Below are 21923 nucleotides of genomic sequence, written 5' to 3'. Positions count from 1 at the left end.
ACCATCCATCTCATCGGCGCATTCCATCGCGACGAGCAGGGGGACTTGTAGTGGGCCACTCGGACAGACACGCACGCGTGAGCGGGACCGCCGTGGCCTATCTGGCGGCCTGTATCAGCCGAAGCAACTAGGAGATGTCTAGTCGACGACGTAGCTGAAGAGCTTCCATTGTCCACCCTGCGTCACGGCTGATCCAAAGAGGCGCAGCTGCTGCTCGGCTCCGCTGGCATCGCGCACGGTCATGAGCGAGTGCCGCCTCACCGTGAATGCGCCGTACTCGGTCGTCTCGCCGGTGAACTCGATGCGCACGAGGTCGTATCGCTGGCCGGCATGCCGGGCGAAGAGCGATGCGAGCGCCCCGTCGCTCCGTTGTTTGAGCTGCCCCCACGCGTAGTCGCTTGGCAAGTTGCGTCCTGAGCGGCTCGCCGGGAGCTCCGGCCAGATTGCCTCGCGGAACTCCGCCTCTGACAGCATCATGCTCGCGAGCCGCGATCGGTCTCGCTCGCGGAAGCCATCGAGTACCGCCTGCGCGAGGCGCTCCGGCGTGGGGAAGGTGGAGGACAGCGCGACGCGCGATCCGCTGTCGTCACGACCCGTACAAGCCGTGCAGATGAGGAGGGTGAGAATGCCCTGCGCGACGCGCAGGGCATTCATGCGAAAAACGTTCACTGCTGTTCGAAGTTGGTCCAGCCGCGCGTCCAGTCCTGGGCGGGGTCTGGGCTCAGCGCGCCGATATACGTGGTGACCTCGAAGAACCCGTCGTTGGGCGGCGTCGCGGGTGCGAGCTGACCTCCCGCCAGCGTCGCGGCACCGCGCGGGCGATAGTTCGGGTTCTCGTGGTTGTAGGGATCGATGAGCCCTGGGTCGGCGATCCGGATCGTCGGGCTGCCGGCGAAGAACGGCGCCGCGTCATCGTCGAAGTGTGCGAAGCCAGGCAGCAGGCCGTTCTGGAACAGGATGCCGTTTGCCAGCGTCAGATTGCCGTTGCGGATCTGCTCGACGGTAGCGGTGTGATCGATGTTGATCCCCCATTCCTTGAAACCCATCACGATGAAATTTCGGATGGTGGCCGCAGTGCCTTCTCGCAGGACCCACCCGTTGTCGCTTTCGCTCCCCTCATTGTTATCTGGGTCGCCGATGAACGTCGCGTTGTAGATGGTCGGGTCGGACCGCGGCTGGAGATTGTTGTTGTCGCCGCTGTTGTCTGCCTCGATCCCGTTATTCGCGTCGTCTCCCCGCTGGTGAGCCACGACGAACTGCAAACGACCCACCCAGCCGTCCGTCCAGTCGAGGCTATCGTCGGCAATGCTCGTGAGCACGAGGTGCTTCGCATCGGCGGTTCCTCCGAAGAACTCGACACCATCGTCCTTGTTCGCCTTGACCTGGACGTAGTCAACAACCGTGCCTCGGCCGACGCCCTGGAACGCGATACCGTTCAGCTCGTTGTCGGGGCTGAACTCGATGCCGGCGAACTCGACGCGCACGTAGCGGAGGATGCCGCTGTTGTCGTTCGGGTCGTCACCGCCGTAGACGCCCGTGTCACCTTCGCCGACGCCTTCGCCCCCAGAAACGTTGAGCGGTGCCCGACCATTGATGATAAGGCCGCCCCAGTCGCCGCGGCCACGCTCGCCAACGGGTTGATCGCTCGTGAACACAATCGGTGCGTCACGGCGCCCGTTGGCGATGATCCGGCTGCCGCGCGCAATGACGAGCGTGCCTTGCGTGGCCGTTTCGCCGACGATCGTGGTGCCCGGCTCGATCGTGAGCCTCGCGCCGTCTTGAACGAACACCGCACCGCGCAACACGTAGTAGAACTGGTCTTCCCAGGTCGTGTCGCTCGTGATGCGGCCGCTCACGACGACGACCGGCTTGTCGATGCCGGGGACTTCTACCTGGGTAGCGGTGCCTGGCGCGAGAGTCACCATCAGGGCACCGATCAAGCTCGCGTGGACGAGAATCGATCTGAACCGACGCATAAAACCTCCTAGCCAACTGCGAAGAACCGGAAGAGGAAACCACGAAGAACTCAACCACGAAGAACACAAAGAATGGTTGCACCACGAAGGTCACGAAGAGCACGAAGAATTCTTTCTGGAGTTTTCTTCGTGAACTTCGTGTTCTTCGTGGTGCAACCATTCTTTGTGTTCTTCGTGGTTGATCTTCATGCCCTTCGTGGTGAGTCGCCGCGCTCAGAACGCACTGACTCCCAAGGAGACGCTGAACGTGCGTCCCACCTCGTAGCTGCGCTGGAGCTTGCCCCCCTGCGTGAATTCGAAGGGGTCGTCGATGAGATTGACGCCTGCCACGCGAAGGTTGAGCCGCCCAGCCAGTTGGTGTGAGAACACGACGTCGAGGCCGCCGCGATCCTCCTGAATGATGTCGGGCAGCCCCTCCGAGCCCACATCGACGATGCGGTCGCCGAAGAAGTTGTAGAGCACGCGCAGCGACGAGCGCTGGGCGAAACGCAGTTCCCCGAGCGCGTTGAACAGGTGCTTCGACGTGCCGGCCAAGGGGCGGGTGAGCGAGGTTTGCACCTGCTGCGCGGCCGGTGCGAGCTCGATCTCCGAGTCGACGAACGTGTAGTTGGCTCCGGCCACCAGCCAGGGGGTGAGCGCCTTGCGCGCCTCGAGCTCGACGCCGAAGTTGCGCGCCGATTCGGCATTCGTGTACGAGGTGCGGAGCTGCGCTGTAGGCTCAACAATGCGCTCGATCGGATCCTCGAACTGCTTGACGAAGAAGCTTGCGGCGAGCACCTCCTCCGCCCGCGGGAACCACTCCCACCGCACGTCGACGTTGCGGATGAGCGCCCGCTGTAGATCCGGGTTACCGACAACGGATCGCCCACCAACGACGTCCGTGAACTCGAACGGCGCCAGCTCGCGGAACTCCGGCCGGTTCACGGTTTGGCTGGCGCTCACCCGCAGGTTCGCCGACGGTGTCAGGGCGTAGATCAGGTTGAGGGCCGGTAGGACGTCGGTCGTCTCGAGCTCCGAGCGAACAATCTCGAGCTCGGTCGCGAGGCTGAAGGGATCGAACGTGTCGACCGTTTGCTCGAAGCGTTCCAGACGCACGCCGCCGACGAGTCGGAGCCGGTTCGACAGCGGCAGGTCGATCATCGCGTAACCGCCGAGGATGTCTTGGTTGGCTTCGTAGGTGTCGGTGGGGCGCGTCTCCTCCCGGATCTCGAACGAGTCCTCCGGTCCGATGTTGGCCGGCGTGAAGAGCTCCTCCGGTGAGAGCGAGCGATCCGCGCCGAACGTGACGAGCGGAACGAAGCGGAAGCGCCGCGACCTGAAGTCCCGCTCGCGACGGATGAACGACGGGCCAAATTTGAACATCATGGGTTGGCTGGCCCAGGTCGTCGTATAGACGCTCCAGTTGAGCGCCAGGTCCACGCTTTGGTCGTCGAGCGTGTTGAACATGCGGAAGCCGCTCTGCGATTCGTCGGCGAGCACGAACTGGCCGTTCTGGAACTCGTACAGCGTTTGGCGGAGGTCCGGCTCGTCGCGGTCTGCCCTGGCGTAGGCCACGCGCCAGTCGACGCGGCTGTTGCCGAACCCGCTCAGGTGGTGATCACCGATCAGCTGGTTGGTGAGCAGGGCTTCTTCTTTCCAGAAGAGGCGTGTGTCGCGCACCGTGGTGGCGATATCGGAGTTGAAGCCTTCGTAGGTCCGCGTTTCGTCGCTGCCGGTGTGCGTGTAGAAGTTGTTGACGCCCAGCCGGTGGCTCGGCGAGAACTGCCAGGCGACGTTGCCGACGACGCCGGTACGCGCTTGGAGGGTGCTCGTCTGGAACGCGTAGTCGCTGAACACCTCCAAATCGTCCTCCTCGCCGCCAACGCGGAAGGTGCGCCACAGCTCGTCACCGAACTGCTCCTCGTATCCCTGGGTCACGCTCGCCACCACGCCGAGGCGGCCGAAGCGGTTACCGTAGACGAGGTTGTAGCTTTGCTCCGGCTTGCTGTCCCGCGGCTGTGCGTCCCAGGTGTTCTCGAACGCTTCGCCGAGCGGCTCGAGGTCCTCACGCAAAAAGCCGACGTCCGGCGTGAAGATGCCGCCGCGACGAACCACTCGGCGATCAGGAAAGCTCGTCGGCAGCTCCCGCGCTCCGTTGCCGTAGCCGAGAAAGTCACGGCTCCCACCGGAATAGCCGAGGCCCGTTTCACCCGCTGTCTGCGAGTTGACGCCGATGGTGAACGAGGCGTCGAGCACCGCACGCGACGGAAGACTCAGTGGCTGGATTTCCACGACGCCGCCGGCGAAATCGCCCGGCTGGTCGGGCGAGAACGACTTCGACACGCGGACGCTCTCCAGGAGTCCCGCCGGGAACAGATCGAGCGGGACGACCCGCCGATCCGGCTCGGTCGTGGGAAGCGTGGCGCCATTCAGGGTCGTCGTGCTGTAGCGCTCCCCGAGCCCTCGAACGAAGACGTATTGGTCGTCCACGACCGAGAGACCGGTGACCCGCTGCATTCCGGCCGCTGCGTTCGAGTCGGCGTTCTGCCTCATCTCAGCGGCGCCCAGATTGTCGGAGATCACCGAGGCCCGGCGGCGCTCCACCAACTGGGTCGCTGCGGAGGACATCGAGCTCTCGACGACGTCCGCCGTCACGGTCACCTGTTCCGCGAAGGCCGCCATCGTGAGGGCGACGTTGACATCGACCGGTTGTCCAGACTCCGCCTGCACGCGGACCGTCTGTTCCTCGTAGCCGTCCAGCACGACCTTGATTTCATGTGTGCCCGCCGGTACGTCCAAGACGTACCGGCCATCGACGTCGGTGTACGCCACCACGTCGGTGCCCACCAGCTCCACCGTGACGCCAGGGAGCGGTACTGCATTCTGCGAGTCGAGCACCCGCCCCGCCACGCGGATCGTGGCCCCGGCGGGACTGCCGGCGCTGGCCGTATCTTGCGCAAAACCGGGAACAGCGCACGCTGTGACGAAGAGCCACAGCGCTACGCCCATCAAATGTGGGGATTTCATAAGCTCCTCGAGAGTCGGACCGGGAGGTGCATCCTAACGACGGGATTGCTGAGCAAACCCGACCTTCGGGTGAAGGGTATAGCGGGGGTATGACGAGGACGTAAGACGTCCGTTACATCGGTGTTAAGAAAGGAATCAGGAATCAGGAAATCGAAGGAGTCAGGGGGTCAGTCGGTGCGTCGGGGTAGGCTGACAGTGAAGAGCGCGCCGCCGCTGGCCCGATTCGCGGCGGAGACCGTTCCTCCGTGCAGCTCGACGAGGTGACGCACGATGGACAGGCCAAGGCCGGTCCCCCCCGCTTCACGTGAGCGAGCCTTGTCCACCCGGTAGAAGCGCTCGAAGATGCGCGGGAGGTGGGCCTCTGAGATGCCTGGTCCGGTATCGGCCACGCGCAACAGGAAGCGGTCCCCGTTTGCCTCGGCCGAGAGCGTAATCCGCGCGCGTTCGGGCGAGTAGTTCGACGCGTTCTCGACCAGGTTGTGGAGCACGTCGTGCAGCTTCGCCGGATCGACCACCAGCGTTGTGGCTTCACGGTCGACGCTGAGCTCCACCTGTTGCTGACGGTTCTCGATGGAGGGCCGAAGGTCGTCGATGACGGCGGCAAAGAGCGCGTCTGTCGAACAGTTCACCAGGTCCAAGGCTTCCTGACCCGCGTCCAGCCGGGCCAAGCGCAAGAGATCCTGCACCAGCCGCTCCATCCGGGCGCCATGACGGCCAATGATCTCCAAGAAACGTTGCACCTGCGGTGCGTGCGGACCCTCGTCGAGGAGCGCTTCCACGTAGCCGCGAATGGCGGTGAGCGGCGTCCGCAACTCATGTGACACGTTTGCGACGAAATCCCGCCGCATGCGATCGGCGCGTCGCAGGTCCGTGATGTCATGCAAGACCAGGACCGCGCCGGTCCCGGCCGAAGGGAGCACGGGCGCGGCGCGTGCCAGGAAGATCCGCTGCGCCTCCCGGGCAAAGACGACCTCCACCGCCGGTGGCGTCGCGCCCGCGAGGGCACTGGCAATCTGCTGAATGATGTCAGGCTGGCGGATGAGCTCGACGTAGCGGCGGCCGATAGGTGTCCCGTCGAGAGGCAAGAGGCCACGTGCCGCGTCATTGGCGAGGACGACCTCGCCGTCACGATCCACGACCAACACGCCCTCGAGCATGCTGGCCAGGATCGCTTCCATCCGCGCGCGCTCATGAGCCGCCTCGCTCAGCCGCCGCCCGACGGCATCCGCGGTCGCATTCACCGCGTGCGCGATCTCCTGTAGCTCATCGTCGGCCTGCTGGACGAGGCGTGTGGCACCCGCCGGCGTGGGGAGCTGCTTGATGGCTTCGGCCAACGCGGAGACGCGGCGGCGCAGCGCGCGACGGTCGAGCCAGGTCAACGTCGCGGCGGCCGCGAGCGCGACGAGACAGGCCATGAGCACGACACGCGGCAGATTGCCGTCTGAGCCGCCGCTCTCGGAGGCTTCGCTGAACAGGGCCAGCAACACCCCGACGGCGGCCATGGTGACGAGAAGAATGACTGTAGAACGACGCATGACGAGCTTCCGTGCCTTGCGTGCGGCGGTTGCGTTCGGGCGCCCACGCCGGGGCGACTCGGGCCGGGCCCGAGACGAGCCCCGAGACGAGCCCCAAGACGAGCCCTATGGGGCGACATTATGGACGTTCTTCCAGATTCCTCAGCCTGTACCCAAACTGCTTGACGGTCTCGATGGCCTCGCCGAGCAGCGGCAGCTTCTCGCGCAGGCGCCGGATGTGCACATCTACGGTCCGAGTCCCGCCAGTGTAGGTATATCCCCAGACGTTGGTGAGCAGGACCTCGCGCGACAGCAGACGCCCGCGGTGCTCGAGAAAGTACTGCAGCAGCAGGAATTCCTTGGCCGTGAGCCTCACCTCCTGCCCTTCGTTGGTCACCAGGTGTCGATCGAGGTCGAGCAAGATCGGCCCGTAGCGCTGCTGCGGGCCGCCGCTGGCGGCGGCCGAGGTACGTCGTAGAAGGGCCGCGACGCGCGCGACGAGCTCCTTTGCACTGAATGGCTTCGTCACGTAGTCGTCTGCGCCGACCTCGAGCCCTTGTATGCGCTCCGCTTCTGCTGCGCGCGCGGTCAACATCAGGATGGGGATGCCCTTGAGCTCAGGCGTCGTACGCACGAGACGAAGGATCTCGAGGCCGTCGACACCGGGCAACATGCGATCGAGCACGACCACATCTGGCGTTGACTGGAGCATCAGGTGGAGCGCTTCAGAGCCGGAATGCAGGCACTGCACCTCATGGCCCGCTCGCTGGAGGTACAACCGGACGAGATCCGCGATATCGGCGTCGTCTTCTACAACCAGGACACGGGACATTAGGAAGTGACGAGTGACGAGTGACGAGTGACGAGTGAGGGTGCACCCTCGGCTTGGGCTGAACGACTATGAAACGGCGGCGCCCTTGCCCACCGGGTGACCATCAACCGCCGGCGCGTCGGCCCCGGCACAGAATACCTCGTCACTCGCCACTCGTCACTCGTCACTGGAGAAAAGATGACAGCCATCTTTGCCTGTGAAATGATCCGTTGGGTGCGCATGAAGGGACCAGATAGGCCTCGGCTCATCCTGCTTGTTCCGCTCGTTCTGATCGTGGCCGCATGCTCCAACCCCACCCAGACGCGCGAGGGGCCTGCCGCGGCCGTGCATGAGCTGACCGGTACGCATACTCGCCTCGTTTGGGTCCAGCACGACGGTGAGGATCCGTTCGCTGCAGGCGACGACCTCGTCCTGATGGGCTTCGATACGGAGGATGATCGAGGCGAGCGGGTGATTCGTCGCGAGCGTGGTAGCTATGTGAAACCGCTCCTGACACCGCGCGGCGACCGCTTCGTGGTATCGAGCCGGCCGAATGCTCCGGGCGGACCGCAAGTGTCGCTAGGCGACTGGGAGGGCTCGAGCTTCGAGGAGCTCGCGAGCGGATTTGCGCTCACCGTGTGGCCGGACCCAAGAGATGGCACTGAATGGGTGTACGTGGGATCGGGCCATACGGAAGCCAGGCCGTACGACTTTGCTACCGTGACGCGATTTCCGATCGACGATCCGGCCAGGCGAGAGGTCGTTTGGAACGACAAGGCGTCGAAGGCCACCTCCTTCAATCTATCGACCGACGGGCGCATGGCTGGCGGCGAGTTCCCGTGGCCGAACATCGGCTTGGCGGAGCTGCCAAATGGCCCGTTTCAGAAGCTCGGTGAAGGATGCTGGCCCGATTTCGCGAACGTGGGCAGTGGCCTCCTCTGGTACTTCGACGGCGCGCATCGCAACCTCACGATGGTCGATGTGGGGACCGACAAGCGGTGGACCGTCAACATCAACAGCGCGCCGGGCTTCCGCAACCCGGAGGTGTATCATCCGCGCTGGACGAACCATCCGCGGTTCCTGACGATGACGGGGCCGTACAATCGCGGCGGCCCAAACCAAGTGCGCAGCGGAGGAAAGCAGTCCGAGGTGTACGTTGGCCGCTTCAGTGCCGACTTCTCCAAGGTCGAGGCGTGGGTCCGCCTGACGCACAACGATGGCGGCGATTCCTACCCAGATGTATGGATGGATCGCAGCGACAGCCCGCACGCGGTGCCCTCGAGCGGAGCTCTCGGTCCCGCAGGCGCGGCAGGCGACCCGTCGGGCGCCGAGGAGCGGGGCCCTGGAGCCGGGCGCGTCGTCGTCGAGGCACGACTGGTGAGTCCAGGAACCATTCCCACACCCCAAGCAATCGCGCCGTACCGCAACGCGCTCGTTGTCAACGGCTACGAGATTATCAAGGTGCTCGAGGGAGACTATGACGCTCGGCAGATCCAGGTGGCGCAGTGGGCGATCCGCGACGTGCAGGTCCTCCCGACGGCACGGAAGGAGCCGGGCAGCGTGCATCGATTGACCTTGGAACCGTACGACGCTCATCCGGAGCTCGAAGGCGAGCGACTGATCGACGACAGCGAGAGCACGGATCTCACCCTGTACTACGACACTGGGGAAAATTAGGAGGGATAGAGGGGAATGCTGTTCATTGAGGCGGTAGGGCGGGCCTATCCACGGCGGCCCTAAAGGGCCGCCCTACCGGACTTCCCGCATGGTCTTCAGCTCGTACCTCTTTCTTTTCTACTTTCTCCCCCTTTGCCTGGCACTCTACTATGCGGCACCGCGGCGCCTGAGGCACCTCGTTCTCACCGTTCTCAGCTACGTCTTCTACGGTTGGGCGAATCCGCTCTTTGTCGTCCTCCTCCTCGGCTCTACGACGGTTGATTACCTCTGCGGGCTGGTGATTCAGCGTGAGCGCTCCTCGCCCCTTCGGCCCTCGCCCCTCGCCCCTCGTACCTCGAAAGCGCGAGCGGCGCTCGTCGTCTCCCTCTGCACCAACCTCGGCCTCCTGGGGTTCTTCAAGTACTTCAACTTCGGCGCCGGGAGCTACGACGTGCTCGTCGAGTGGATGGGTTTACCGTCGCTTCGATTGGACACCGCCCTGCGCGTGACGCTGCCGCTCGGCATCAGCTTCTACACGTTTCAGTCGATGAGCTACACGATCGACGTGTATCGCGGCCGGGTATCGGCGATCCGGAACTTCATCGACTTGGCCTGCTTCGTTTCGATGTTCCCTCAGCTCGTGGCGGGACCAATCATCCGTTTCTCGGAAGTCGCCGATCAACTCCGTACGCGCAGCCACACCGCGACGAAGTTTGCCCGAGGCATCGCGTTCTTCTCGATGGGCCTGGCAAAGAAGGTGCTCCTCGCCAATCCGTGCGGTAAGGTGGCCGATTTGGCGTTCGAGGCCGGCTCGCTCGATCCGCTCGAGGCATGGTACGGCGTGACCGCGTACGCGTTCCAAATCTACTTCGATTTCAGCGGTTACTCCGATATGGCCATTGGCCTCGGCCTGATGTTGGGCTTCGTGTTTCCGAAGAACTTCGATTCGCCGTATCGATCGAAATCCATCACCGAGTTCTGGCGCCGGTGGCACATCTCGCTGTCGACCTGGTTGCGCGACTACTTGTACGTCCCGCTGGGCGGTAATCGTCAAGGTCCGGCCCGCACGTACGTCAACCTGCTCATCGTCATGTTGCTTGGCGGCTTGTGGCACGGCGCTGCGTGGAACTTCCTCATCTGGGGAGGCCTCCATGGCGTGCTGCTGGCGTTCGAGCGCATGTTTGGAAAGGCGGCGATCTACGCGCGCTTTCCGGCGCCGCTTCGCGTGGGACTGACATTCGTCCTCCTGTTGTTCACATGGGTCTTCTTTCGTGCGTCCGATCTACCGGCGGCGATACGCTACGTCGCGAACATGGTTGGACAAGGCACGCCTCAAGAGGGCGCTGGGTTGCTGGCGGGCATCGTGTATCAGCCATATTACGTGCTTACCGTCGGACTCGCGGCGGTGATCACCTGGTGCTGCCCACAGACCTGGGACTGGACGCGGACGCTGAGCTGGCCGAAGGCCGCTGCAGTTGTCGCGCTGTTAGTGCTCTCCACGGTGGTGCTCACGACGCAGGCATACAATCCGTTTATTTATTTCATCTTCTAGGTCCATGGTCGATCAGGTCGCATCGCAGATGCCGGAGTTGTCGCGGGAGGAGATCGCAAGGATCGAGGTCGGTCACACCACCGTCCGTCCAGCCGTCGTGCACACGCTCGTTGTCCTGTTCGTCGCGTTTGTCATCGCGGTGCCGCTCTTCGAATGGCAGGGCATCGTGAAGGCCTCCGATACGGATGTGAGCGAGCCTGCCTGGTCGCGTCTGGGAGGGCTGCCGCGTGAGATCTCGCTCGCCTTGGCGCAGACGGAGGCGGCGAGCGCCTGGGGACGCACCGTGACCGCGAACCGCACCGTGCTCGCGCAACTGGAGTCGTTCGAGAACGCGCTCGAAGACGAGTCGCGGCTCGGTCGAGTGCTGCGCCCACTGGCACAGATCGTCTTGAGCCGGTGGCTGGGCGTCGGCAACGAACGAGTGTACCGCGGCCGCGAGGGCTGGCTGTTCTACCGGCCGGATGTCGAGTACGTCACCGGACGAGGGTTTCTGAGACCCGCGGAGCTCGAACGGCGCGTGGCCGCTGCGGACGCCTGGACCGCGCCTCCTCAGCCGGATCCACGCGTCGCGATCCTGCAGCTCGCGCGTGACCTGGAAGCACGTGGCATCGCGTTGGTCGTGATGCCGACGCCCGTCAAGGCAACCATCCAGCCCGAGAAGCTGGCTGGCGCTTACGCCGACTGGTCAACGCCGCTCCAGAATCCGTCGTACACCGCGTTCATCGAGGAGCTCACCGAGGCCGGGGTGTTGGTCTTCGATCCGTCGCAGGCGTTTGTCGATGCACGCGTCACTGGTGGGCGCGCACCCTACCTTTCCACCGACACGCATTGGCGTCCAGAGACGCTCCAGCTCGCGGCAACGCTCCTGACCGACTTCGTGAAGCGGCACGTGTCACTGCCCGCGGTGCCGCCGGCTGGCTACCGCACGGTGCGCCGCGCCGTACAGAACGTCGGCGACATCGCGCTGATGCTCGATCTGCCGCCGGGCCAACTGCTGTATCCGCCCGAGTCGGTGTTCCTGCGTCGGGTGCTCGCGCCGGACGGCAGAAAGTGGCAGCCCTCGCGCTCGGCCGATGTGCTGCTGCTCGGCGATAGCTTCACCAACATCTACTCGTTGGCGTCGATGCGCTGGGGTGACTCCGCAGGCTTTGCGGAGCAGCTCAGTTACGAGCTGCAGCGGCCCGTCGACCGGATCGTGCAGAACGACGACGGGGCGTTTGCGACGCGCGCCCTGCTGCGCCGGGGGCTCGGCGCGCGCTCCGATCGTCTCGCCGGCAAGCATGTGGTGATTTACCAGTTCGCGACACGCGAGCTCGCCATTGGTGACTGGAGGGTGATTCCTTTGGATCGCCGAGCCGAGGGCGATCGCCCGGAGGCGCGGGCTCGGGCGAACGCGTGGTAATCTAGATTCGTGGCCACGCAAGCATCAATCCCCGCCGGAGAGCACGTGCCGACCGCGGATCAGCGGCTCGTCAGCTACGGCGTGCCCTGGTCGCACTACGAGGTCCAGCTCGCCCTGCGCGGCGATGCCTCAGGCCCGCGCATCTCTTATCTGGAAGGGGCGCTCGAGATCATGAGCCCATCGAAGGACCACGAGCGCATCAAGTCACACATCGGCCTTCTCGTCGCGGTGTATGCGCTGGAGCGCGACATCGCCTTTTCACCGTACGGGAGCTGGACGCTCAAGAGCGTTCCCAAGCAGAGCGGCGTCGAGCCAGACGAGTGCTACATCGTTGGCACCGACCAGAGTAAGGAAGTGCCAGACCTGGCGATCGAGGTCGTGTGGACTAGTGGAGGCATCGACAAGCTGGAAATCTACCGCCGCCTCGGCATCGGTGAGGTCTGGTTCTGGAAGGAGGGTCGAATCGAGATCCATCTCTTGCGCCAAGACCATTACGAGCAAACGAATAGCAGCGCGTTGTTCCCAGATCTCGACATCGCATTACTCTGTTCCTTCCTTGACCGCCCCACGGCATCGGAGGCAATGAAGGCCTTCCGTGACGCTCTGCGGGGCGGCGGCTCTAGCTGAGTCGTCCTCTTTCTTGGTACCCTCACGTTTCCCTCACGGCGCGAGTTGAGCTACACTACACGCCATTCGCATGGCCTGGGCCCACTGAAGTTGTGGCCCTCGCTGGCCGATAGTTCATCTGGAGACGCCCGCAAACGGGGCATGTGGTGCGTCTGCTCATCTGTAAGGCGAGGTATCGATGTGCAGACACAGCCTACTGGTCCCTCTTGTGGTCGGCGTCCTGACAGCCGCCGGATGTACCGAGGCCGACAAGAGCCGAAATCCCCTCAGCCCTGACGTCGCCGGTCCCATCGCCGGCGTGTCCATTACCGCACCAGCCCCGCTCGAGCCCGCCAACGGTGAGAGTGTCGATGCCGGCGAGCCAATTACGCTGGCGTTCCAGAACGCGACCACCAACGGTGAACGGCCGCTGCAGCAGCACCTGCAGCTTGCGGCGGATGCAGAGTTCTCGGAGCTGATCGTCGACGTCGACGAGCTGCCGGTGGGGGAGGAGGGTCAGACGCAATATCGCGTGCCGGAGGAGCTGCCGGTCAACCAGACCTACTACTGGCGTGTGCGAGGCCTCGATGGGGCGAACACGGGCGGCTTCTCCGCCGCGGCGTCGTTCGAGCTGGCGGAGCCGGTCGCCATCGAGGCGCCAGCTCCGGCTGTGCCGGTGGGTGGCGAGGTCACGCTGAACACCACGCCCGTTCTCGTCGCCAACAATGGCGCGGTGAAGGGACCCGCCGGCCAGGTGTCATATCGCTTCGAGGTGGCGAAGGACGCCGATTTTGCATCGATGGAGGCGGTGCTCACGGTGCCGCGAGCCGAGGGGACGCAAACCTTGGCGCCCATGGGCGATGTTGGACCGGAGCGCCAGCTCTTCTGGCGCGTTCAAGCCATCAGCAGCAAGGCAAAGAGTGGATACTCTCCTGTCGAGTCGTTCCGTACACCGGCAGCAGCGCCAGCTCCGGAGCCACCGCCACCGAGTCCAGAGCCACCGCCGCCGAGCCCGGAGCCACCACCGACGACAGATCCTCCGCCGACGACAGGTCCTCCGCCCACCCCGGAGCCGCCGCCAGGCGGCGGTGGAGGGCGAGCGCCCGATCCGCCGCCTGGAGGGCGGTTGGAGGTGCCAGGCTACGCTCCTGGTGTCGTCGTGCAGGTGGCTCAGGAGCGACCGGACCTCCTCGCCGGGTCCTGCCAGCATGAGCGCGGCGCGGCTGGCTGGCTGTTCCTCGATGCGGTCGTCGACCGCCTGCGCCAGTTCGACACGCGCTGGGGCTACAACTGCAAACGTGGCAACTGCGGGGATCCGTCACAAGATGTCGTTGCCTATCACGGTGGCTCAGGGCCAACCGTAGAGGGCAATAGAGATGTCTGGGTGATCGATGTCATCAACGGGCACTGCGGCGGGTCGCCGTCGCCGGGTTGGTTGGTCCACCACTACGGCGGTGCGGCCGGGTGGACGAGCCGTGGCCGATTCTGAGTCATCCGGACCCCTCGGGGGCTGAGCTCGGCAGATCCCTCCCTCGATGATGGATCCAGGTTGGTCCATCACCGAGGGAGGACGTCCGCCCCGGTGAAATCAGCGTTGAATAGGTGAGTCGAAGGGCCGATTCCTGTTTCCCGATCCCTGAATCCTGATTAGAACCGTCCTCGACTCGTCCAGCCCGCGGGCCCGGGATGCGCATGAACGAGCCAGTTCGGAGACGGAGATCCGCAGTGCGAGAACACGACGTCGATGACCCAGACGTCGCCGACGCCCTCAACGGTCGGACCGGCTCCCCGATGATAGCTGACCACATCCTGCGACGGGTCGCTGCAGTAGCCACGCTTGCAGTTGTAGCCCCAGCGCGTGTCGAACTGGCGCAGCCGGTCGACCACCGCGTCTAGAAAGCCCCAGCCGGCCGCTCCGTAGTGATGCTGACACGATGTTGCGAGGAGGTCCGGCCGCTCTGTCGCGACCTGCACGACGACGCCCGGCGCGTAGTCCGGAACCGGCAGGAACTGACCCGGCGGTGGATCCGGCGCGCGATGTGCCACGTCGAAGCTCGCTGGCAACGTCACCGATTGGCCCGATGGCCAACTGACCACCACGTCGACGGCGCCGTCGCTCGCTTGCACATCCCGCGGAGGTTCGACGAGCATGGCGCTGCTGTTGAGCACCTCGAGGACGGTGCTTGTCTGTCCGCCAAACGACACGCTGGCGCCTCGGGCGAAGTTGCTTCCCACCAGCAGAACGGGGCCGCCGGTCGAGCGGTTCAGCGGTTGCCCATCGGCGGGATTGACGATGCCCGTCACCGACGGCGCAGGTGGCGCAGGCGGATCGGTCACCGGATCGCTCCAGGGGACACCGGCGACTGCGTGCGCGCCACGGCTGTAGTACATCGCACGCTCCACGACCACTGGCTGCGACGCAGTGAACACCGCACCGTAGCGCTGATTGCTCAAGGCCGGATTGGTGACCAACACCGCGATGCGCGAGCTCGGCTTCACCGAGTAAGACTCGACCACACCGGTTCCATCCGGACGATAGAATCGAACGGTGACCGTCGCGGCGCTGTTGTGAGGGTTCGAGACGAAGTAATACGTATCGAAACTACGACGGTCGTTATCCTCGAACCGCTGATACTCCGCGAATCCGCCGGATGCCCCATCCGCGAACGCCCACTGCACGGCCGGACCGGCAATACCAGCAGAGGCCGTGCCCTCGGTCATGCCCGCCACATAGACCGCACGCTCTGCCACGAAACCCAGTGGCGCGGTGGCGATCGCCGAGAACGACGTGTTGGTCGGACCGCCGTGACCAGGGGCGCCCACCAGCACGGTGCGCCGGCCGTTGGCGGGCACCGAATACTGCGCTGACGTCGTGCCGCCGTCGTCGGTGAGGTAACGCACGTCAACGGTGATCGGCGTTGGATTCGGGTTGGCGAACAACAGATACGTGGTGAAGATGCCGTCGAAGTTCGCGCCCTCGGCGAGGTGCCATTCCGTGCTCGGCTCAGCGATGCCCTTCGAGGTGTGCCCGCCCTGATAGTCCGACCAGAACATCGCGCGCTCGGCGTAGATCGGCACGCCGTTGGTCGAGCGAACCTCGGCACCGAAGCCGCCGATGCCCGGCGGCGCCTCGACGGTTTGGCGAGTGCTGGCCGGGACCCTCACCTGGCTCGTCCGCGTGGAGCCGTTCTCGAGCAGGTACTTCAGCTCCACCTCGGCGTCCAGGAGGGGATCGACGTTGGCGAGGGCGAAGAAAGTGCGGAACGGCCCGACGGCGGCTCCCTCGGCAAAATACCACCGCGATGCGCCCGGCCCCGAAAACCCAACCTCACCCGTCTGCCCCCGCATGTGCCGGCCGCCCCAGAACATTGTCCGTTCCGCGACCACCGGCCCGGTCGTTTCGAGAACCACCGCTACGGCGCCCGACGCCGGAAGATGCGGGCAGAACCTGGCGACAAATGCAAAGCTGATGTCGTACCGGTACTGACTCGTCGGCGGGATATCGGTCAGCGGAGCCAGCGGATCGATTGAGCCCACGTTACAGCGGCTCGTCGGTGTCAAGAGCGTCAACGCCGCGTGCACCGGCTTGTCACCGGGATTCGTGACGATGATCTCTTCTCGCCAGAAGCCACCTTGATCGTAGACGCCTTCGGGGAACACCCAGCGCGTGTTGGGTGTCTGAGCCTGAGCCGTCGCGGCCAGTCCGAGCGCCACGGCGATCAGGCTTGCAGTTGCAGCCACACGAACGCCTTGCAGGCAGGCCTTCTTCATGGAGAACCTCTTGTCAGTGATGACGGAGCGCCGATGCCAAGGCACCGACTCGTTCGGTAGCTGGGAGCACCGAAGGATCGCCGAGAGTGTAGCGGCGCTTCTCGGTGAGGTCAAGGAAAACAGGGGCAAGGGGTCAAGGGGTCAAGGGACCAAGGGACCAAGGGACCAAGGGACTAAGGGACCAAGGGACTAAGGGACCAAGGGATCAAGGGACTAAGGGACCAAGGGATCAAGGGATCAAGGGGTGCGTCCGTGATCCGCGGCAAGCATGGAATTCTTGGTTCGCGCTGCCCAGGTCCCGTGGGTAGTGCCACGCCGGCTCGATCAACCCCTTGATCCCTTGACCCCTTGATCCCTTGGTCCCTTACAGTTCCGCGACGCCCTGTCGACGAGTCAGGAAATACGCCGAGACGACGACGATGACGAGCCCATTGATCGCGAGGATGAGTGGGGCAGAGGTAAGACTTGCCACGGTGCCGCTGAGGAGGTTGCCGAGCGGCATGCCGCCGCGAAAGGCCACCATGAAGATGCTCATCACCCGGCCGCGCAGGTGGTCTGGCGCGACCAGTTGGGCGAGCGAGGTCAGCAACGAGCTGGTGATGATCACGGCCGAGCCGCTCGCGAACAGCAGCACGTAGGTGACCCACAGCTCGCGCGACAGCGCGAAGGCCACGACCAGCACACCGTACACCCCGAGCAAGATGAGCAGTGTGCGTCCCATGTGGGCAAAGCGGCCTAGCCAGGCCACGACGAGCGCGCCGGCCACAGCGCCCGCCCCGGCGCATGTCATCATTCGGCTGTACTCCCCCACGCCCTGATGGAACACCTCCTGCGCGAACACTGGCAGCAAGGTTTGCATGGGAAAGCCCAAGAAGGTGGACAGGAACGCCACGGCGATCAGGGAGACCAGCGCCTGGCGCCGGCGGACATACGCGATGCCGCGGCGGAGATCGTCGAGAATGTGCGGTTGCTGGCGCTTGACCTCATGCGGTGGCAGACGTAACAGCGCCAGCGCGGCCAGCACGAACAGAAAGGATATCCCGTTGAGCATGAAGCAGGCGGCCATGCCCAGCGCTGCAAGCGTAGCGCCGGCCATGAGCGGGCCAAACACGCGGGCGAGATTGAACTGGATCGAGTTCAGCGCAATCGCGTTGGGCAGGTGATCGCGCGGCACCAGGGCGGGAATCAGCGACTGGTAGGCGGGTCCGCCGAACGCCTGCGCGAGGCCGGTGATGAACGACAACGTCAGGACGTGCCAGACCTCGACGCGCTCCGTGAACACCAGGCCTGCGAGGATGAACGCACAGGCCAGCTGAATCCACTGCGACGTCATGAGCAGGGTGCGCCGGTCGTGCCGGTCGGCAATGACGCCGCCAATCAGCGTGAAGAGCAGAATGGGCACCTCGCCGAGAAACGAGTCCAGGCCCAGATAGAATGCGGAGCCGGTCAGTGTGAGGACCAACCAGTTCTGCGCGACTCGCTGCATCCAGGTTCCCGAGGTGGACGTGGCCGCACCGAGCCACAACAGCCGAAAGTTCCGCGACGCAAGCGCCGCGGCGAGGCGGGCAAAACCGCGTGCCTCGACGCCGCCCGGCACGCCGGCGTCGACTTCGCTCGCGCCGAGCGCCTCGGCGTCGCTCGGAGCGGCCGATGAGGCATCGTGGGGAGATGGTGTCGTCACGTGGACCTTCTGTTGCATTCTGCTACACTTTTCTGTTCGGAAAGGAGCCGCCTTTGAGCGCTGGACCCATTTCTCAGTTCGTGGACCATCACTATCGGCACTTCAACGCCGCAACGCTCAAGGAGGCCGCCGACGGCTACGCGAGACACCTCGAAGACGGCGGCGTCATGCTTGTCACGCTGGCCGGTGCCATGAGCACTGCCGAGCTGGGGCTCTCGCTCGCCGAAATGATTCGCCAGGACAAGGTGCACGCGATCTGCTGTACGGGCGCCAACCTCGAGGAGGATCTCTACAACCTCGTGGCCCACGATCATTACGAACGTATTCCCAACTATCGTGACCTCACACCTGCTGATGAGGAGGCGCTGTACGACAGGCACCTCAATCGCGTGACCGATACCTGCATCCCCGAAGAGGAAGCGATGCGCCGCATCGAGCGGTTCGTCATGGCGGACTGGGACGAAGCGGACCGCGCGGGCGTGCGGCGGTTCCCTCACGAGTTCCTCTATGACCTGCTGCGCAGCTGTCGCCTCAAGGAGCTCTACCAGATTGACCCGCGCAATAGCTGGATGGCCGCCGCGGCCGAAAAGGCGCTCCCGCTCTTCGTCCCTGGCTGGGAGGACTCGACATTGGGCAACATGTACGCCGCGCGGTGCATCGGTGGCCATGTCAAGCAGGCCACGACGATCAAGAGCGGTGTGGAATATTTCATCGAGCTCGCACGATGGTATCGAGAGACGAGCGGCCAGCGCTCGATTGGGTTCTTCCAGATCGGAGGGGGAATTGCCGGTGACTTTCCCATTTGCGTCGTGCCGATGCTCCACCAGGACCTGAAGCTGTCAGACGTGCGGCTTTGGGGCTACTTCTGTCAGATCAGCGATTCGACGACGAGCTTCGGCTCGTACTCGGGCGCCGTGCCCAACGAAAAGATCACATGGGGCAAGCTCGGCGCGGAGACCCCCAAGTTCGTCATCGAGTCCGACGCGACGATCGTGACGCCGCTCGTCTTCGCGAAGGTCCTCGGATGGTAGGGCCGCCTCGCCGAGGCGGCCGTGACCTCGCCCAAGGCGGTCTGACGGCGCGTTCGGCGAACGCGCCCTACCTCGAAGGTGTCGTAGATTGACCTCCAACCCATCTCTGTTTCGCCTCTTCTTGATCTCGTTCCTCGTCCTGTTCCTCGAGGTCGCGCTCATCCGCTGGATGCCAGCGTACGTGCGCCTGCTCTCGTACTTCGCGAACTTCATCCTGCTTGCCAGCTTTCTCGGTATTGGCGTTGGCTGTCTGCTGGCTCGAGTACGATGGGACCTGTTCCGGGCCTTCGCCGTGATTCAGGCCGCCGTCGTTGGCGCGGTGTACTTTCTACGGCTCGAAGTGGCCGTCCCCATCACCTCCAGCCACATTTACTTTACGAGCGGCACCGCCGAACGCGTGGTTCCCGTCGAGAGCACGTACTTCCTTCCCCTCTTGTTCATCGTGGTTGCTGTCCTGTTTGCCAGCATCGCGCAGCGCATGGGACGCGAGCTGGAGCGACATCCCCCCCTGCGTGCCTATCTGGTCAATCTCATGGCGAGCCTGGCGGGCGTCGGCGCATTTGCTGCGATGTCCTACTGGCAGCTCCCTCCCGCCATGTGGTTCGGCGTTGCCCTCGTGGTGGCGCTGCTGTTCGTCTGGGAGATGCCCCGCACCTGGGCAATCGCCAGTACCGTGCTCCTGGCCGTCTCGTGGGGCCTCGTGGTCGCGCTGCAGGTGGGCACCATCTGGTCGCCGTACTACAAGATCACGACACACGACGACAACGGCGAAATGGTCGTGGAGGTCAACAACATCTTTCACCAGTCGATGGCCCCGATCGCCCACAAGGAGTACTTCTACGAGTGGCCGTACACGGTGTTTGGTGACACGTTCGAGAACGTCCTCATCCTGGGTGCCGGCTCCGGCACCGACGTCGCCGCGGCGCTCAAGCACGGCGCCAAGCATGTGGACGCCGTGGAAATCGATCCGGTGATTGCTGCGCTCGGCCGCTGGTACCATCCAGATCGTCCATATCAAGACCCGCGCGTTCGCGTCGTGACCGACGATGCCCGGCATTTTCTGCGGACGACCGATCGGAAGTACGACCTCGTGGTGTTCGCGCTCATCGACTCGCTGACGCTGCAGTCCAGCTTTACGAGCGTACGGCTCGAGAGCTACATGTTCACCGAAGAATCGTTTCGGGCCGTGCGCGAATTGCTCGAGCCGGATGGCGTGCTCGTGATCTACAACTACTTCCGTGAGAAGTGGCTCGTCGATCGACTGGCCAACACCGCGGAACAGGCCTTTGGCGAAGCGCCGCGCGTCCACGTGCATCAGGAGCATGCCTATCTTGCCGTGATGATGGCGGGACCCGGTCTGGCCCGCGTCCCTGTGTTCCCACCGCCGCCGGACCGCGTGGCAGCTTACAACCAGCCGGACGTGGTGAGCCCCGGCCGCCCACTCACGCGCGATCGCTCCGTCGTTCCGGCCCGCGATGACTGGCCCTTTCTCTACATGCAGGCACCGACGCTCCCGGCGCATTACGCCTGGGCATTGGCGCTGGTGTTGGGCCTCTCCGCCGTCAGCGTCGGTGGTGCGCTGCGATGGGCGCGCAGGTCCGACAATCCCGGAGGCCACGGCGCTCGGCGCGCGCTCTCCCCCCTTTCCCCGCAGTTCTGGGTGTTCTTCCTGCTCGGCGTCGGCTTCATGTTGCTCGAGACGAAGTCGATCATCCAGTTCGCATTGCTCTGGGGCTCGACCTGGGTCGTTGCCTCCCTCGCCATAGCCTCCGTGCTCGTCATGGCCGTCGCGGCCACCCTGACGATGACCAAGTACGAGCTGCGCCGTCGGTGGCTCGTCGGTGCCGGTCTCCTGGCCCTAATCGGTGTGAGTTACCTGTTGCCAATTGGATCCATTGGCTTCGCGAGTCGCACGGTGGAGTCCATCTTCTACGCGGTCCTGGTCTTCAGCCCGTTGTACTGTGCCGGGCTCCTGTTTGGCGCCAGTCTCAAGCGCACGCCCGCGGTGTCTGCCGCCTACGGTGCCAACCTGCTGGGCGCCATGCTGGGCGGCGTGATGGAATACCTCTCGCTCGTCACCGGTTATCGCTTCTTGTTGCTCATCATGGCCGTCTGCTACCTGGCTGCGTTGCTGCTCGGTGCGGGACGAGGGGCGGCTGTCGGCGAGGCCGTGACTGATCTCGAGTCGGATCGCCTCACCGGCTGATGTTCCGAACGCTTGCGAGGACCGGAGCACCCCATCCGTGATAGGTTGACGGGACGCGGAGCATGAGCTCCCATCCGAAGGATTTCCTGCCCTTCCCCTCTCTCACGGATTGACATGGATGACCGCGCGCTGGCGCGCCGCATGCTCGCGGGCGACGAGTCGGCCTTCGACGAGTTCTTCGACGGGCACTTCCCTCGACTGTACCGCTTTGTCGTCAATCGAGTTCGGGACGAGGACGCGGCCGAAGACATCGTCCAAGTGGCGCTCGTCACTGGCCTGCGCAAGCTGTCGACATGGCGAGGTGAAGCGGCGCTCTTCACATGGTTTTGTACGTTGTGCCGGCACGAGATTGGTGCCTACTACCGCCGTCAGGGGAGGCCGTCGGCGGTGCGCCTGATCGATGACGTTCCCGAAATTCGCGCGTCGCTGGAAGCGCTCGCCGCGAGGGCCGCCGATCGGCCGGATGTGACGCTGGACCGCCACGAGCTGGCGCGGCTCGTGCGCCTGACGCTCGACTACCTGCCGGCCAGGTACGGAGATGTGCTGGAGTGGAAATATATCGAAGGACTCGCAGTCGCGGACATTGCCGAGCGGCTACGATCGACGCCAAAGGCCGCCGAGTCGCTGTTGACGCGCGCCCGCGCAGCCTTTCGCGAGGGCTTCGCCGCGCTGTCCGGCTGGACGTTGACCCAAGTAGTGTCGGAGTGAGCA

14 protein-coding genes and 1 pseudogene are annotated in these 21923 nt (G+C 64.5%); 8 read left to right on the top strand and 7 right to left on the bottom strand.

All coding sequences use genetic code 11. The annotated features are described in order from the left end of the window. Positions 1 to 138 precede the first annotated feature (138 nt). The 5 genes from GEV06_13330 to GEV06_13310 all read right to left on the bottom strand — a co-directional run bounded on the left by GEV06_13330 (position 139) and on the right by GEV06_13310 (position 7328). Positions 139 to 669, bottom strand: a complete 531-nt coding sequence (locus GEV06_13330) for a hypothetical protein (protein MPZ18878.1) — start codon at positions 667 to 669, stop codon at positions 139 to 141. Beyond that, on the bottom strand, positions 666 to 1976 hold the full coding sequence (locus GEV06_13325; protein MPZ18877.1) for a hypothetical protein: 1311 nt from the start codon (positions 1974 to 1976) through the stop codon (positions 666 to 668). The genes GEV06_13330 and GEV06_13325 overlap by 4 nt, the downstream gene beginning before the upstream one ends. A gap of 213 nt (positions 1977 to 2189) precedes the next feature. After that, a complete protein-coding gene (locus GEV06_13320; GenBank protein ID MPZ18876.1) occupies positions 2190 to 4982 on the bottom strand; it encodes an outer membrane beta-barrel protein in 2793 nt (930 codons plus the stop codon). A 167-nt stretch (positions 4983 to 5149) separates the two neighbouring features. Beyond that, entirely contained in the window at positions 5150 to 6517 is a 1368-nt protein-coding gene (locus tag GEV06_13315; GenBank protein MPZ18875.1) for a PAS domain-containing protein, read from the bottom strand. Between the two features lie 118 nt (positions 6518 to 6635). Beyond that, on the bottom strand, positions 6636 to 7328 hold the full coding sequence (locus GEV06_13310) for a response regulator (protein ID MPZ18874.1): 693 nt from the start codon (positions 7326 to 7328) through the stop codon (positions 6636 to 6638). A 177-nt stretch (positions 7329 to 7505) separates the two neighbouring features. Here GEV06_13310 and GEV06_13305 point away from each other — a divergent pair, with 177 nt between their 5' ends. The 5 genes and pseudogenes from GEV06_13305 to GEV06_13285 all read left to right on the top strand — a co-directional run bounded on the left by GEV06_13305 (position 7506) and on the right by GEV06_13285 (position 13604). Beyond that, positions 7506 to 8984, top strand: coding sequence for a hypothetical protein (locus tag GEV06_13305; protein MPZ18873.1), 1479 nt, complete (start codon positions 7506 to 7508; stop codon positions 8982 to 8984). Between the two features lie 88 nt (positions 8985 to 9072). Beyond that, entirely contained in the window at positions 9073 to 10515 is a 1443-nt protein-coding gene (locus GEV06_13300) for an MBOAT family protein (protein ID MPZ18872.1), read from the top strand. 4 nt (positions 10516 to 10519) lie between these two features. Then, entirely contained in the window at positions 10520 to 11917 is a 1398-nt protein-coding gene (locus GEV06_13295) for a hypothetical protein (GenBank protein ID MPZ18871.1), read from the top strand. A gap of 9 nt (positions 11918 to 11926) precedes the next feature. Next, complete coding sequence (locus tag GEV06_13290) at positions 11927 to 12544, top strand: Uma2 family endonuclease (protein MPZ18870.1); 618 nt, start codon at positions 11927 to 11929, stop codon at positions 12542 to 12544. A 961-nt stretch (positions 12545 to 13505) separates the two neighbouring features. Next, positions 13506 to 13604, top strand: a pseudogene (locus GEV06_13285) (DUF2497 domain-containing protein). A 566-nt stretch (positions 13605 to 14170) separates the two neighbouring features. On the opposite strand, the gene GEV06_13280 reads toward GEV06_13285, so the two are convergent. Continuing rightward, positions 14171 to 16294 (bottom strand): hypothetical protein, encoded by a 2124-nt coding sequence (locus tag GEV06_13280; protein ID MPZ18869.1) that lies wholly within the window; start codon positions 16292 to 16294, stop codon positions 14171 to 14173. A 364-nt stretch (positions 16295 to 16658) separates the two neighbouring features. After that, positions 16659 to 17993: an MFS transporter gene (locus GEV06_13275; protein MPZ18868.1), complete on the bottom strand. Its 1335-nt coding sequence runs from the start codon at positions 17991 to 17993 to the stop codon at positions 16659 to 16661. A 35-nt stretch (positions 17994 to 18028) separates the two neighbouring features. On the opposite strand from GEV06_13275, the gene GEV06_13270 reads away from it, so the two are divergent. The 3 genes from GEV06_13270 (at position 18029) to GEV06_13260 (ending at position 21920) form a co-directional block, all read left to right on the top strand. Next, complete coding sequence (locus tag GEV06_13270; GenBank protein ID MPZ18867.1) at positions 18029 to 19006, top strand: deoxyhypusine synthase; 978 nt, start codon at positions 18029 to 18031, stop codon at positions 19004 to 19006. 88 nt (positions 19007 to 19094) lie between these two features. Then, on the top strand, positions 19095 to 21212 hold the full coding sequence (locus tag GEV06_13265; protein MPZ18866.1) for a spermidine synthase: 2118 nt from the start codon (positions 19095 to 19097) through the stop codon (positions 21210 to 21212). Between the two features lie 114 nt (positions 21213 to 21326). Then, positions 21327 to 21920 carry a sigma-70 family RNA polymerase sigma factor gene (locus GEV06_13260; protein ID MPZ18865.1) on the top strand — a complete coding sequence of 198 codons (594 nt, stop codon included), beginning with the start codon at positions 21327 to 21329 and terminating at the stop codon, positions 21918 to 21920. Positions 21921 to 21923: the final 3 nt, after the last annotated feature.

The sequence above is a fragment of the Luteitalea sp. genome (assembly GCA_009377605.1).
GTDB lineage: Bacteria > Acidobacteriota > Vicinamibacteria > Vicinamibacterales > Vicinamibacteraceae > WHTT01.
This window is presented reverse-complemented; position numbering and strand designations above follow the sequence as displayed.

What these genes read in the sequence shown, in the direction of transcription:
- GEV06_13325 (MPZ18877.1), bottom strand. Translation starts at nt 1,976, where the DNA reads ATGCGTCGGTTCAGATCGATTCTCGTCCACGCGAGCTTGATCGGTGCC.
- GEV06_13275 (MPZ18868.1), bottom strand. Translation starts at nt 17,993, where the DNA reads ATGCAACAGAAGGTCCACGTGACGACACCATCTCCCCACGATGCCTCA.
- GEV06_13315 (MPZ18875.1), bottom strand. Translation starts at nt 6,517, where the DNA reads ATGCGTCGTTCTACAGTCATTCTTCTCGTCACCATGGCCGCCGTCGGG.
- GEV06_13300 (MPZ18872.1), top strand. Translation starts at nt 9,073, where the DNA reads ATGGTCTTCAGCTCGTACCTCTTTCTTTTCTACTTTCTCCCCCTTTGC.
- GEV06_13295 (MPZ18871.1), top strand. Translation starts at nt 10,520, where the DNA reads ATGGTCGATCAGGTCGCATCGCAGATGCCGGAGTTGTCGCGGGAGGAG.
- GEV06_13310 (MPZ18874.1), bottom strand. Translation starts at nt 7,328, where the DNA reads ATGTCCCGTGTCCTGGTTGTAGAAGACGACGCCGATATCGCGGATCTC.
- GEV06_13260 (MPZ18865.1), top strand. Translation starts at nt 21,327, where the DNA reads ATGGATGACCGCGCGCTGGCGCGCCGCATGCTCGCGGGCGACGAGTCG.
- GEV06_13280 (MPZ18869.1), bottom strand. Translation starts at nt 16,294, where the DNA reads ATGAAGAAGGCCTGCCTGCAAGGCGTTCGTGTGGCTGCAACTGCAAGC.
- GEV06_13320 (MPZ18876.1), bottom strand. Translation starts at nt 4,982, where the DNA reads ATGAAATCCCCACATTTGATGGGCGTAGCGCTGTGGCTCTTCGTCACA.
- GEV06_13305 (MPZ18873.1), top strand. Translation starts at nt 7,506, where the DNA reads ATGACAGCCATCTTTGCCTGTGAAATGATCCGTTGGGTGCGCATGAAG.